This window comes from Streptomyces sp. WMMC500 (genome assembly GCF_027497195.1).
In the GTDB taxonomy this organism is placed as follows: Bacteria; Actinomycetota; Actinomycetes; order Streptomycetales; family Streptomycetaceae; genus Streptomyces.
Genome location: NZ_CP114905.1, coordinates 3,458,181 through 3,471,314, shown reverse-complemented (window position 1 = coordinate 3,471,314; position 13,134 = coordinate 3,458,181). Strand labels below are relative to the sequence as shown.

Sequence of the window (13,134 nt, the reverse complement as noted above, 5' to 3'; positions counted from 1 at the left end):
ACAGCGGGGTGCGGGCGGCGGAACGGGAAGCCGGAGGGGCCGTGGGGGCGCGGGACGTAAAGGAAAGAGGAGAAGGCGCGGCCGGAGGAGGGGCGGAGCGCGTGGGCGGGAGAGCCGGGGTCGTGGAGGGGGAGCGGGTCGTGGTCGGTGAGGAGGAGGGGCGGCGGGGCGCCGCGGCGGGGGCGCCGGCCGTCGAGCCGTTGCTGCTCGGCGTGCGGCACCACGGCCCGGGCTCCGCGCGCGGGGTGGCGGCGGCGCTGGACGCGTACCGGCCCCGGGTCGTGCTCGTCGAGGGCCCGCCGGAGGCGGACGCGATCGTCGGCCTGGCCGGCGAGGAGGACATGCGGCCGCCCGTCGCGCTGCTGGCCCACGCCGTGGACGAGCCCGCGCGGGCGGGGTTCTGGCCGCTGGCGCACTTCTCGCCGGAGTGGGTCGCGATCCGCTGGGCGCTGGGCCACGGCGTCCCGGTCCGCTTCATCGACCTCCCCGCCGCCCACACCCTCGCGATGGCCGAGGCGGGCCGACCGGCCCCGGGCGGGCCGGGGGCGGAGGAGGGGACGCCCGGCACCGCAGACGCAGACCCAGATGCTGACGCAGACACGGATGCAGACACTGACGCAGGCTCGGCCGGGGGAGAGGAGCGGGCGGCGCTCGACCCCGAGGCACTGCGCATCGATCCGCTCGCGGTCCTCGCCGGGGCCGCCGGTTACGACGACCCGGAGAGGTGGTGGGAGGACGCGGTCGAGCACCGCATGCCGCGCGGGGCCGAGCCCGCCGCGGGCGGGACGGCCGGCCCGCCCGGCACCGGCGGTGACGTCGCCGCGCCGTTCGTCGCGCTGGGGGAGGCGATGGGCGCGCTGCGCGAGCGGTACGGCGACGGCGGCCACGACCGCGACCTGGTGCGCGAAGCGCACATGCGGCTGCGGCTGCGTGAGGCGCGGCGCGAGGCCGACGGGCGGGTCGCCGTGGTCTGCGGCGCGTGGCACGTGCCCGCGCTGCGGGAACGCACCACGGTCACCGCCGACCGCCGGCTGCTCAAGGGCCTGCCCAAGGTCAGGACCGAGGTGGCGTGGGTGCCGTGGACGCACCGGCGGCTGGCCCGGCGGAGTGGTTACGGCGCGGGTATCGACTCTCCGGGCTGGTACGCGCATCTCTTCGAGGTGCAGGACCGGCCCGTCGAGCGCTGGTTGATCAAGGTCGCCGACCTGCTGCGCGCCGAGGGCAGGACCGTCTCGTCGGCGCACGTCATCGAGGCCGTGCGGCTCACCACCGCGCTGGCCGCGATGCGGGGCCGCCCGCTCGCCGGGCTCGCCGAGACGCTGGATGCCGTACGGGCCGTGATGTGCGACGGCTCCGAAGTGCCGCTGGCGCTCGTCGCCGACCGGCTCGTCGTGGGCGACGCGCTCGGCGAGGTGCCGGAGTCGGCGCCCGCCGTGCCGCTGCAGCGCGATCTGGCGCGTACGCAGCGGGCGTTGCGGCTCAAGCCGGCGGCCGAGGAGCGCGAGCTCCAGCTCGACCTGCGCAAGGAGACCGACGCGGGGCGCAGCCGCCTGCTGCACCGGCTGCGGCTGCTCGGCGTCGACTGGGGCGTGCCCGCGGCGTCCCGGGCGAGCACCGGCACGTTCCGCGAGACGTGGAGCCTGCGGTGGGAGCCGGATCTGTCCGTACGGGTGGTGGAGGCGGCGCTCTGGGGCACGACGGTGGTCGCGGCGGCCACCGCGAAGGCCGAGTACGAGGCGGCGCAGGCCGGTTCGCTGGCGGAGGTGACGGCGCTGGCCGAGCAGTGCCTGCTCGCCGAGCTGACCGACGCCCTGCCGGTCGCCATGCGGGCGCTCGCCGACCGGGCCGCGCTCGACACGGACGTCGGCCACCTGGCCCAGGCCCTCCCGGCGCTGGCCCGTTCGGTCCGCTACGGCGACGTGCGCGGCACGCAGACCACGGCGCTCGCGGACGTCGCCACGGGCCTGGCCGACCGGATCTTCGTCGGCCTTCCGGGCGCGTGCGTGGGGCTCGACGCGGACGGCGCACAGGAGATGCGCACGCACGTCGACGCGGTGCACGGCGCGGTGGCCCTGCTGGACGCCTCACCGCCGGGGGCGGACCAGCCGGACGCCGCGAGCGAGGGCGGCGCGGCGACGCCCGGTGCGCCGGTGGACGGTCACGGACGTCGCGGCGCCGAGGGCGGTGGGGTCCGTGGGCGGATCCCGGGCGCGCCCGCCACGGACACGGGGGTCGATGAAGACCCGGCGCAGCCCGGGCAGGATGCCGCCGCGGCGGCCGGGGCGGGTGCCGGCGACGCAAGGTCCGAGGATGCCGCCGCGGATGACGGCGGGCGCGGGGAGGCCGGCCGGTCCGAGGAGGGCAGTGCCGGGCCCCGCCGCCGCGGCGGTGCGGCTCCGGGCGACGCCGGTTCGGTGCGGGGGCGGTGGGCCGGTGCGTTGCGGGTGCTCGGGAGCCGGGACGCCGTACCCGGGCTCATCCGGGGCCGGGCCGTGCGGCTGCTCCTCGACGAGGGCCGGATGCCGGCCGCCGAGGCGGAGCGGGTCATGGGCCTGGCCCTGTCGCACGCCGTGCCGCCCGCGGACGCCGCCGTGTGGGTCGAGGGCTTCCTCGGCGGCGACGGCGGCATGCTCCTCGTCCACGACGAGCGGCTGCTCGCGCTCGTCGACGGCTGGCTGACCGGGCTGTCCGGCGACGCCTTCACGGACGTGCTGCCGCTGCTGCGGCGGACGTTCGCCGAGTACGAGCCGGGGGCCCGGCGCGCCCTCGGCGAGCTGGTACGCCGGGGCGCCTCCGCGGCGGGCCCGGCGGAGTCGGAGGGCCTTCCCGGCTTCGCCGACGAGATCGACGCCGCCCGCGCCGCCGCGGTGCTGCCCACCCTCCGCGCCCTGCTCGGCACGGAGGAGGGACAACCGTGACCCGACACCCCGACCCCGCCGATCTCAACGGGCCCAACCCCGCCGCGGGTTCGCCGCCCGGACCCCCCTCCCCACCCAAGGAGCCCCGCGTGCCCACCCCCGCCGACGCCGTCTCCGCACCTGCCGACTCGGTCTCCGCACCCGCCCGGGCTGACTCCGTCCCCGCCGACGCCGACTCCGCACCCGCCGACCCCGTCGACCTCACCCCCGCCCCTGCCGACTCCGCCCCCGCACCCGCCGCTTCCGTCCTCGACCCCGCGCAGGGCGCACCCGCACCCGCCGCCCCCGGAGGGGAGCGGCTTCGGCGGTGGCGGCTGGTCCTCGGGGGCGAAGGGGGCGGGGACGGGACCGGGGCCGCGCTGGGCGGGGACGACGCGGGCATGGACCGCGTGCTGTCCGCTCTCTACGGCGGGCCCGGGCCCGACCAGTCCGGGCGCGGCAGCCGGCGGCAGGCCGGGCTCGGGGGGTCCGCGCCGCAGGTGGCCCGGTGGCTCGGTGACGTGCGGACGTACTTCCCGACCCCCGTCGTCCAGGTCATGCAGCGCGACGCCATCGACCGGCTCGGCATCGCCTCGCTCCTCCTGGAGCCCGAGGTGCTCGCCGCGGTCGAGCCCGACGTGCACCTCGTCGGCACGCTGCTCTCCCTCGCCAAGGCCATGCCCGACGAGGCCCGCGAGACCGCCCGCACCGTCGTCCGCCAGGTCACCGACGACCTGGAGCGCAAGCTCGCCGCCCGCACCCGCGCCACCCTCACCGGCGCCCTCGACCGCGCCGCCCGCGTGCAGCGGCCCCGGCACCGCGACATCGACTGGGACCGCACCATCCGCGCCAACCTCAAGCACTACGTCCCCGAGCACCGCACCGTCGTCCCCGAGCGCCTCGTCGGTTACGCGCGCGCCGCCCGCTCCGTCCGCAAGGAGGTCGTCCTCGCCATCGACCAGTCCGGCTCCATGGCCGCCTCCGTCGTCTACGCCTCCGTCTTCGGCGCCGTCCTCGCCTCCATGCGCTCCCTCGCCACCCGCCTCGTCGCCTTCGACACCGCCGTCGTGGACCTCACCGACCAGCTCAGCGACCCCGTCGACGTGCTCTTCGGCACCCAGCTCGGCGGCGGTACGGACATCAACAGGGCGCTCGCGTACTGCCAGCAGCGCATCACCCGCCCCGCGGACACCGTGGTCGTGCTCATCAGCGACCTGTACGAGGGCGGCATACGCCGGGAGATGCTGAAGCGGGTCGCCGCGATGCAGGCGTCCGGCGTCCGGTTCGTCGCGCTGCTCGCGCTCTCCGACGAGGGCGCGCCCGCGTACGACCGCGATCACGCCGCCGCGCTCGCCGCCCTCGGCGCGCCCGCGTTCGCCTGCACACCGGAGCTGTTCCCGGAGGTGATGGCGGCGGCACTGGAGGGCCGCCCGCTGCCGGTTCCCGCGGCCACGTGAGAGCCTCCCGCGGCACGTGAGGGCGGTCTCGCCTGCCCCCTCCGTACCCGCTCACACCCGGAACCGCACTTGTGACCGTTCTCACCGCGCCGGTGTGACCCCGGATTTAGGCCGGGCTGTCAGGCAGGGCTAACCTGCAAGGCGACCCTGCCATTACAACGCGACACGACTGAATCACAAGGGACGGACGCGCGTGGATCTGTTCGAGTACCAGGCGAGGGATCTCTTCGCCAAGCATGGTGTACCGGTGCTGGCCGGCGAAGTCATCGACACGCCCGAGGCGGCGCGCCAGGTGACCGCGGAGCTCGGCGGTCGCGCCGTCGTCAAGGCCCAGGTCAAGACCGGCGGCCGGGGCAAGGCGGGCGGCGTGAAGCTCGCCTCCGACCCGGACGACGCCGTCGTGAAGGCCGGCCAGATTCTGGGCATGGACATCAAGGGCCACACGGTCCACAAGGTGATGCTCGCCCAGACCGCGGACATCGCCGACGAGTACTACGTGTCGTACCTGCTCGACCGCGCCAACCGCACCTTCCTCGCCATGGCGTCCGTCGAGGGCGGCATGGACATCGAGGAGGTCGCGGCCACCAAGCCGGAGGCGCTGGCCAAGGTCCCCGTGGACGCGAACGAGGGCGTGACCGAGGCCAAGGCCCGCGAGATCGTCGAGGCCGCCCGCTTCCCCGCCGAGATCGCCGACCAGGTCGTCCAGGTCCTGCAGACGCTGTGGACGGTCTTCATCAGGGAGGACGCCCTCCTGGTCGAGGTCAACCCGCTGGTCAAGACCGCCGACGGCACCGTCCTGGCGCTCGACGGCAAGGTGTCGCTGGACGCGAACGCCGAGTTCCGCCAGCCCGACCACGTCGCGTTCGAGGACAAGGCCGCCGCCAACCCGCTGGAGGCCGCCGCCAAGGCCAAGAGCCTCAACTACGTGAAGCTCGACGGCCAGGTCGGCATCATCGGCAACGGCGCGGGTCTGGTCATGTCCACCCTCGACGTCGTCGCGTACGCGGGCGAGAAGCACAAGGGCGTCAAGCCCGCCAACTTCCTCGACATCGGCGGCGGCGCCTCCGCCGACGTCATGGCCAACGGCCTGGAGATCATCCTCGGCGACCCGGACGTCCGCGCCGTCTTCGTCAACGTCTTCGGCGGCATCACCGCGTGCGACGCGGTCGCCAACGGCATCGTGCAGGCCCTGGAGCTGCTCAGGACCAAGGGCGAGGACGTCACGAAGCCGCTGGTCGTACGGCTCGACGGCAACAACGCCGAGCTGGGCCGCAAGATCCTCAGCGACGCGAACCACCCGCTCGTCGAGCAGGTGGACACGATGGACGGCGCCGCCGACCGCGCCGCCGAGCTGGCCGCCAAGTAACCCGGGACGAGAGCCGACCGCAGAACGCAGACAGGACAGAGGACAGAAGAAAACCATGGCTATCTTCCTCACCAAGGACTCCAAGGTCATCGTCCAGGGCATGACCGGCTCGGAGGGCCAGAAGCACACGCGGCGGATGCTCAAGTCCGGCGCCAACGTCGTCGGCGGGGTCAACCCCCGCAAGGCCGGCCAGAAGGTCGACTTCGACGGCACGGAGGTCCCGGTGTTCGGGTCGGTCCAGGACGCGATCGACACCACGGGCGCGGACGTCACCGTCATCTTCGTGCCGGAGAAGTTCACCAAGTCCGCCGTGATCGAGGCCATCGACGCCGAGATCCCGCTCGCGGTGGTCATCACCGAGGGCATCGCGGTCCACGACACCGCCGCCTTCTGGGCGTACGCGGGCGCGAAGGGCAACAAGACGCGCATCATCGGCCCCAACTGCCCGGGCCTGATCACCCCCGGCCAGTCCAACGCCGGCATCATCCCCGCGGACATCACCAAGCCCGGGCGGATCGGCCTGGTGTCGAAGTCCGGCACGCTGACGTACCAGATGATGTACGAGCTGCGTGACATCGGCTTCTCCACCTGCGTCGGCATCGGCGGCGACCCGGTGATCGGCACCACCCACATCGACGCGCTCGAAGCCTTCGAGGCCGACCCCGACACCGACCTGATCGTGATGATCGGCGAGATCGGCGGCGACGCCGAGGAGCGGGCCGCGGACTACATCAAGGCCCACGTGACCAAGCCGGTCGTCGGCTACGTCGCCGGCTTCACCGCCCCCGAGGGCAAGACGATGGGCCACGCCGGCGCCATCGTCTCCGGCTCCTCGGGCACGGCCCAGGCCAAGAAGGAGGCGCTGGAGGCCGCGGGCGTGAAGGTCGGCAAGACGCCGTCGGAGACGGCGCGGCTGGCCCGCGAGGTGCTGGCGGGCTGACGCGGGTTCCGCCGCGCAGGGCTCTGTGACGCAACGGGAGCGGGCCTGCCCCTCGGGGGCGGGTCCGCTCCGGCGTGCGCGGGGTCAGCGGGCGTCAACCTCGTGCGCCGCGGGCGGGTGGCCCGGACGTGTGGTTCCGGCTGCCGGCCGCGGCGTGTCGCGGCCCGGGGTCGCCGGCCAGAGGGTCCGGCCGGTCAGCCACGGGGGCGCCGGTGACGTGGCCCTGTCGCGGGTCTCGAAGGCACCCAGGACGCTGACGACCGCGGCGACGAGGAAGATCGCCGCGCCCAGCAGGGCGTAGCGGCGCAACTGCCGGTCCGTACGGCGCTCGCTGCGGTGGCGGGCGGCGCCCGGGGGGAGGGTGCGTATCGGCTGGGCGGCGGCGAACCGCCGCAGCCGGGCGCGCAGCTCCTCGGCCCGCTCGCGCGGCGGCAGCGCGCGCAGCTCGGGCACGGCGTCGGCCAGCGCCTCGTGCGCGTGCGTGAGCCGCCCGGCGGCGGCCAGGGTGCTGGCCTCCAGCTCGGCGGCGGCCTCGGGCAGGTCGAGCCCGACGACGTCGTAGACGACGACGGCGCTGCGGTACGACTCCGGCAGCGCGCGCAGCGCTGCGAACACCCGCCGGTCCTCCTCAGCGCCGCACGCCTCGTCCCCGCCGCGCGTCCCGGCTCCGCCGGACGCCTCGTCCCCGCCCGGCTCCTCCGCCCGGCGCGCGCGCCGGCGCCACCGGGCGCGCAGCCACTCCCAGGGCTCCTGCACGTACGCGAACGCCGCCGCGCGCAGCCACCCCGGCGGGTCCCGGTCGGACGCCACCTCGGGCCACCGCTCCCACGCCAGGTGGAAGGCGTGCTCGACGGCCTCGCGGGTCAGGGCGTGATCGCCGGTGAGCAGGTACGTGTGCCGGGTGACGTCGGCGGCGCACCGCTGGTAGAGCGCGTCGTACGCGGCCTCCGCGGCGGCGGCGGTGGTCCCGGCGGCCGACGCGCAGCGCCGCGCGGCGGCGGCCCGCCGCCCGGCGCGGTACGCCCTGTTCCCGTACGCTCCGACCCGGTGCGCCCGGCCCGCGGCGGCCCTGTTCCGGGGCGCCCCGCCGGCCGGCCCCAGCCCGTACGCGCCGGTCCCGGGGCCCGCCCCGCCCCCGACCCCCGCCCCGGCCGCGCTGACGACCGGGATCTCCTCCGTGTCGTCCGGCTCGGACGTCCGCCCCCGCCCCCGCCGCCTCCGGCGCCGCTCGCGCGGCCCGAGCGGCACGGACGGCGGCGATATGTCAGGGTCCATAGCACCATCGTGGCCAACACGACGGGCAAACGCTCGTTACCGGGGCGAAACGGGTGTATTTGGCAGCATGGCGGCCGTGAGTCAATTGACCGACCTCGCCCCCTCGTTGTCGCCCCGGCACCGGGCACAGGGCGCCCGCGCCGCCGCCGTCGTCGCCGCGCTGGCCGGCGGGTTCCTCGCCGCCGGCCTCGGCCTCGGCCTTCTCGCCGTGCTCGTGCTGCTGCTGTGGATCACGTCCCCGTACCCCGACAGCGGCCCGGGCGGCGCCCTGCACGTCGCCGCCGACCTGTGGCTCCTCGGCCACGGCGCCGATCTCGTCCGCACCGAGACCCGCACCGGCGCGGCCGCCCCCGTCGGGCTCACGCCGCTGCTGCTCACGGCGCTGCCCGTCGTGCTCCTGCACCGCGGCGCGCGGGACGCGCTCACCTCGCAGGACGGCCGGTCGCAGCTCACGCCGGTGGTCACCGGGGCGTGGGTGGCGTGCGGCTACCTCGCCGTCGCCGCCGTGGTCACCGGGTACGCCCTGGCAGGGCCGCTGTACGCCGCGCCGCTCAACGTCGCGGTCGTGGTGCCGCTGACGGTGGCGGCGGCCACCGCCGCCGGGGTGTGGTCCGCGGCCGGCACCCCCGCCGTGCTGCTGCCCCGCAGCCGGTTCCCGGGCGCGCCCGACGCCCGGGCCGGCGCGGCGCCGCGCGCGGAGGCCGCCGCGCGGGCCGGCGCGGCGGGGGTCGTCGCGCTGCTCGGCGGCGGCGCGCTGCTGTGCGGGGTCGCCCTGGTCACGCACGCCGCCGTCGCGGAGGAGCACTTCCTCTCCCTGTCCACGACGGTCTCCGGCCGGTTCGGCGTGTTCCTCCTCGCCCTCGCTCTGCTGCCGAACGCGGCGATGTGGGCGGCGGCGTACGGGCTCGGGCCCGGCTTCGCCGTCGGGGCCGGCAGCGCGGTGACGCCGCTGGGCGCCGCCGACTACCCCGTGCAGCCTGTCTTCCCGCTGCTCGCCGCGGTGCCGGGGGAGGGGCCCGGCGGGCCGCTGACCTGGGCTGCCGCGGCGGTGCCCGCGGCGGCCGGGATCGTCGTCGGGTGCGTCGCGGGGCGGGCCGCGGTGCCGGTGGCGCGGGAGCGGGAGCGGAGCTTTCGGTGGTGGCCCACGGTGTACGTGACGGCGCTGGCGGCGCTCGTCTGCGGCGCGGGCACGGCGGCGGTGGCGTGGCTCGCCGGCGGGCCGCTCGGCACCCGGACGCTGACGGCCTTCGGCCCGGTGTGGTGGCAGGCCGGCGGTGCCGCGGTGGTGTGGACGGCGGTGGTCGGGGCGCCGGTGGCGCTCATCGTACGGGCCTTCCGGCTGCGCGGCGCGCCACCGCTGCCGGCGTCCGTGTCGGCGCCGGTGTCCGTGGCGGCGCCCCGGGGGCGCGTCCGGGCGCGGCGGTGGACGTGGGGGCGGCAGGGCTGGCCGCTGTGGGAGCCGCGTTCGCGGCTGGGGGAGGAGTGGGAGGCCTGGGAGGAGGAGCCGGGCGGCGACTGACGCCGTACGACGGGAACCGGCGTCCCGCGCACCGTGCCCGGGCGCGCCGCGGCGGGGCGCCCGGGCACGTACCCGACCGGTCTGCCGGGCGCGCCCTCAGTCGCGCTCGAAGAACGTCCGCAGGGGCTTGGGCAGTTCGTTGCTGCAGTGGTCCTTCGACGCCTCGGTGAGCGCGTCGCTGCGGCAGTTGAAGTAGTCGCGGTAGGCGATCTGCACCGAGAAGCCGATGAGCACGATGGACAGCGTGATGCCCGCCGTCACGATGCCGACGATCGCCGCCGTGGTGTGCGGACGGCCGCCCTTCCCCTGGCGCTGGACGGGCTGGCCGAAGGCGTCGGTACCGCTGACGTTGGCGCCGCCGCCGCCGCGGCCGTTGCCGGCCGCCGCGCCGGCCTGCGTGCCGGGCTTGCCGCGGAGCGCGTCGATGCCCCAGTAGAGGGCGAGCGCGCCGAGCAGCAGCGCCAGCGGCCACCAGTTGAACAGGGCGAAGAAGAAGCCCCACATGCCGGCGAGCAGCGCGTACCGGGCGCGGCGCTGTACCGGGTCGGTCGGGTCCCAGCGCAGGTTCCTGCCCGGTCCGTCGCCGTTGCCGTTGCCGCGGCCGTTGTCCCGGCCGTTGTCGCGGCCCGGCCCCGAACCGTCGCCGGAGCCCTCGGGGCCCGGTCCCTGCGGGCCGCCCGGTCCGCCCTGGCCCGGCTGGCCCGGGTCGCCGCCGCCCCAACTGCCGTGCCCGGGGGGCGGCTGGTGGCTGCTCCACTGGTTGCCCCACGGGGGCGGCGGCTGGTCCTGACCGCCGTTCTGCCCGTTGCCCTGCCCGTTGCCCTGGCCGCCACCCTGGCCACCCTGCCCGCCGCCGCCCTGCCCGCCGTCGTGCTGACCGCCCTGACCGCCCTGACCGCCCTGCCCGCCTTGACCTCCTTGACCGCCGTCACCGTGCGGCCCCTGCGGCGGAGGGGCCTGCGGCGGCCCCTGCGGCGGCGTGCCCTGCGGCCCCTGCCCGCCGCCCTCCGGCGGCGGCGCCGGCGCCTGGGCGTCCGACGGCGGCCGGGAGTCGCGGTACGCGACGCCGCCCTGTCCGGGCACGAGCGCGTACCGGGGCGCGCCAAACCACCCACGGGACTGCGAGGGGCCCCCGGCCGATGCGGGGACGGGGCGTCGGAGGGCCGCGCTGCGGCGTCGGTCCGGCTGCATCTGGACGGCGTCGTCTCCTCAGGTCGTCTGCCCGCGCGGCCGGGGCGCATACGCGAGCGCGCGTAACTGCTACCGGAGACGCTACCCCGCCCGGCCTGGCGCGGCCCCGCCAGGGGACGCCCGGTATGGTGGCAGACGTCCGCCGCCCCTCCCCGGGACCCCTGGCACCCCAGGGTCTCGCGGCCCGTACGGACGCACAATCGCCCGCCGAAGAGAGATCCCCCGTGGTTCCGCATGCGCCCGCCCGCCTCGTCGTGCTCGTCTCCGGCTCCGGTACGAACCTGCAGGCCCTGCTCGACGCCGTCGCCGAGCAGGGGGCGGACGCCTACGGCGCCGAGGTCGTCGCGGTCGGCGCCGACCGCACCGCCGAGGCCGGCGCCGCCGGGCTGCTGCGCGCGGAGCGCGCCGGGCTGCCGACGTTCGTCTGCCGCGTCCCGGACTTCGCCACCCGCGCCGAGTGGGACCGGGCGCTGACCGAGGCCACGGCCGCGTACGAGCCGGACCTCGTGGTCTCGGCCGGGTTCATGAAGATCGTGGGGAAGGAGTTCCTGGCCCGCTTCGGCGGCCGGTTCGTCAACACCCACCCCGCGCTGCTCCCCAGCTTCCCCGGCGCCCACGCCGTGCGCGACGCGCTCGCGCACGGCGTGAAGGTCACCGGGTGCACCGTCCACTTCGTCGACGAGGGCGTCGACACCGGCCCGATCATCGCGCAGGGCGCGGTCGAGGTCCGCGAGGAGGACCACCGGGACGGGGGCGAGGCGCTGCACGAGCGCATCAAGGCAGTCGAACGGCGGCTGCTCGTCGACGTCGTGGGCCGGCTGGCCCGGGACGGGTACCGCGTAGAGGATCGAAAGGTTCGGTTCGGTGAGTAGTACTTCGGTGAGTAATCCAGGGTCGTCGGCTTCCGGCACCCGGCGGCCGGTGCGCCGCGCGCTGATCAGCGTCTACGACAAGACCGGCCTGGAGGAGCTGGCCCGCGGGCTGCACGAGGCCGGGGTCGCGCTCGTCTCCACCGGCTCGACGGCCGCGCGCATCGCCGCGGCGGGAGTGCCGGTGACCAAGGTCGAGGAGCTGACCGGCTTCCCCGAGTGCCTGGACGGCCGCGTGAAGACCCTGCACCCGCGGGTGCACGCCGGGCTGCTGGCCGACCTGCGGCTCGACGACCACCGGCGCCAGCTCGCGGAGTTGGCCGTCGAGCCGTTCGAGCTGCTGGTGAGCAACCTCTACCCGTTCGCCGAGACCGTCGCCTCCGGCGCCTCGCCGGACGAGTGCGTGGAGCAGATCGACATCGGCGGCCCGTCCATGGTCCGGGGCGCCGCGAAGAACCACCCGTCGGTCGCCGTCGTCGTCAACCCGGCGCGCTACGACGAGGTGCTCAAGGCCGTCGCCGACGGCGGCTTCGACCTGGCGGCGCGCAAGCGGCTCGCGGCGGAGGCGTTCCAGCACACGGCGGCGTACGACGTGGCCGTGGCCAACTGGTTCGCCGCCGACTACGCGCCCGCCGACGACGGCCCGCCGGAGTTCGCCGGCGCCGCGTACACCCGCCTGAACCCGCTGCGCTACGGCGAGAACCCGCACCAGGCCGCGGCCCTCTACACCGACGGCTCCGGCACCGGCCTGCCCGGCGCCGAGCAGGTGCACGGCAAGGAGATGTCGTACAACAACTACGTCGACACCGAGGCCGCCCGCCGCGCCGCGTACGACCACGAGCGGCCCTGCGTCGCGATCATCAAGCATGCCAACCCCTGCGGCATCGCCGTCGCCGACGACGTCGCCGAGGCGCACCGCAAGGCGCACGCCTGCGACCCGGTGTCCGCGTACGGCGGCGTGATCGCCGTCAACGGCCCGGTGTCGCGGGAGATGGCGGAGCAGGTCGCGGAGATCTTCACCGAGGTCGTCGTCGCGCCGGAGTACGAGGACGGGGCGCTGGAGGTACTGACGCGGAAGAAGAACATCCGCATCCTGCGCAGCGCCGGAGCGCCGGGGTGGGGGCGGGAGTCCCGGCCCATCGACGGCGGGCTGCTGGTGCAGGACCGGGACGTCTTCCAGGCCGCGGGCGACGACCCGGCAAGCTGGACGCTGGCCGCGGGCGCGGGTCTCGACGCGGCGGCACTGGCGGACCTGGCGTTCGCCTGGCGTGCGTGCCGCGCGGTGAAGTCCAACGCGATCCTGCTGGCCAAGGACGGCGCCACGGTGGGCGTCGGCATGGGCCAGGTCAACCGCGTCGACTCCGCGAAGCTCGCCGTACAGCGCGCGGGCGCGGAGCGCGCGGCCGGTGCGTACGCCGCCTCGGACGCCTTCTTCCCGTTCCCCGACGGGCTGGAGGTGCTGCTCGACGCGGGGGTACGGGCCGTGGTGCAGCCGGGCGGGTCGATCCGCGACGACCAGGTGGTCGAGGCGGCGCAGAAGGCGGGCGTGACCATGTACCTCACGGGCGCACGGCACTTCTACCACTGACGGCCCCGACGCCCGCCCGCACGGACGAACGG

Annotated in this window: 9 protein-coding genes; 7 read left to right on the top strand and 2 right to left on the bottom strand. The window is 76.1% G+C overall.

Annotated features, from left to right (window positions below):
- Nucleotides 1-140: 140 nt before the first annotated feature.
- The 4 genes from O7599_RS14485 to sucD all read left to right on the top strand — a co-directional run bounded on the left by O7599_RS14485 (nucleotide 141) and on the right by sucD (nucleotide 6,660).
- Nucleotides 141-2,918 carry a DUF5682 family protein gene (locus O7599_RS14485; protein ID WP_281623386.1) on the top strand — a complete coding sequence of 926 codons (2,778 nt, stop codon included), beginning with the start codon at nucleotides 141-143 and terminating at the stop codon, nucleotides 2,916-2,918.
- 314 nt (nucleotides 2,919-3,232) lie between these two features.
- Nucleotides 3,233-4,354, top strand: a complete 1,122-nt coding sequence (locus tag O7599_RS14480; RefSeq protein ID WP_281623385.1) for a VWA domain-containing protein — start codon at nucleotides 3,233-3,235, stop codon at nucleotides 4,352-4,354.
- Between the two features lie 193 nt (nucleotides 4,355-4,547).
- Nucleotides 4,548-5,720: an ADP-forming succinate--CoA ligase subunit beta gene (gene sucC, locus O7599_RS14475; protein WP_281622572.1), complete on the top strand. Its 1,173-nt coding sequence runs from the start codon at nucleotides 4,548-4,550 to the stop codon at nucleotides 5,718-5,720.
- Between the two features lie 55 nt (nucleotides 5,721-5,775).
- Nucleotides 5,776-6,660: a succinate--CoA ligase subunit alpha gene (gene sucD, locus O7599_RS14470; RefSeq protein WP_281622571.1), complete on the top strand. Its 885-nt coding sequence runs from the start codon at nucleotides 5,776-5,778 to the stop codon at nucleotides 6,658-6,660.
- A gap of 84 nt (nucleotides 6,661-6,744) precedes the next feature.
- Here the strand turns inward: sucD and O7599_RS14465 are convergent, their stop codons facing one another.
- Entirely contained in the window at nucleotides 6,745-7,935 is a 1,191-nt protein-coding gene (locus tag O7599_RS14465) for a hypothetical protein (protein WP_281622570.1), read from the bottom strand.
- 76 nt (nucleotides 7,936-8,011) lie between these two features.
- On the opposite strand from O7599_RS14465, the gene O7599_RS14460 reads away from it, so the two are divergent.
- Complete coding sequence (locus tag O7599_RS14460) at nucleotides 8,012-9,454, top strand: DUF6350 family protein (protein WP_281622569.1); 1,443 nt, start codon at nucleotides 8,012-8,014, stop codon at nucleotides 9,452-9,454.
- 96 nt (nucleotides 9,455-9,550) lie between these two features.
- Here the strand turns inward: O7599_RS14460 and O7599_RS14455 are convergent, their stop codons facing one another.
- Nucleotides 9,551-10,537: a hypothetical protein gene (locus tag O7599_RS14455; protein WP_281622568.1), complete on the bottom strand. Its 987-nt coding sequence runs from the start codon at nucleotides 10,535-10,537 to the stop codon at nucleotides 9,551-9,553.
- Nucleotides 10,538-10,869: 332 nt separating this feature from the next.
- Here O7599_RS14455 and purN point away from each other — a divergent pair, with 332 nt between their 5' ends.
- Nucleotides 10,870-11,517, top strand: coding sequence for a phosphoribosylglycinamide formyltransferase (gene purN, locus O7599_RS14450; RefSeq protein ID WP_281622567.1), 648 nt, complete (start codon nucleotides 10,870-10,872; stop codon nucleotides 11,515-11,517).
- On the top strand, nucleotides 11,492-13,102 hold the full coding sequence (purH, locus tag O7599_RS14445; protein WP_281623384.1) for a bifunctional phosphoribosylaminoimidazolecarboxamide formyltransferase/IMP cyclohydrolase: 1,611 nt from the start codon (nucleotides 11,492-11,494) through the stop codon (nucleotides 13,100-13,102). The genes purN and purH overlap by 26 nt, the downstream gene beginning before the upstream one ends.
- Nucleotides 13,103-13,134 lie beyond the last annotated feature (32 nt).

Coding starts and splice junctions, on each gene's coding strand:
- sucD (WP_281622571.1), top strand. CDS start 5,776: ATGGCTATCTTCCTCACCAAGGACTCCAAGGTCATCGTCCAGGGCATG.
- O7599_RS14465 (WP_281622570.1), bottom strand. CDS start 7,935: ATGGACCCTGACATATCGCCGCCGTCCGTGCCGCTCGGGCCGCGCGAG.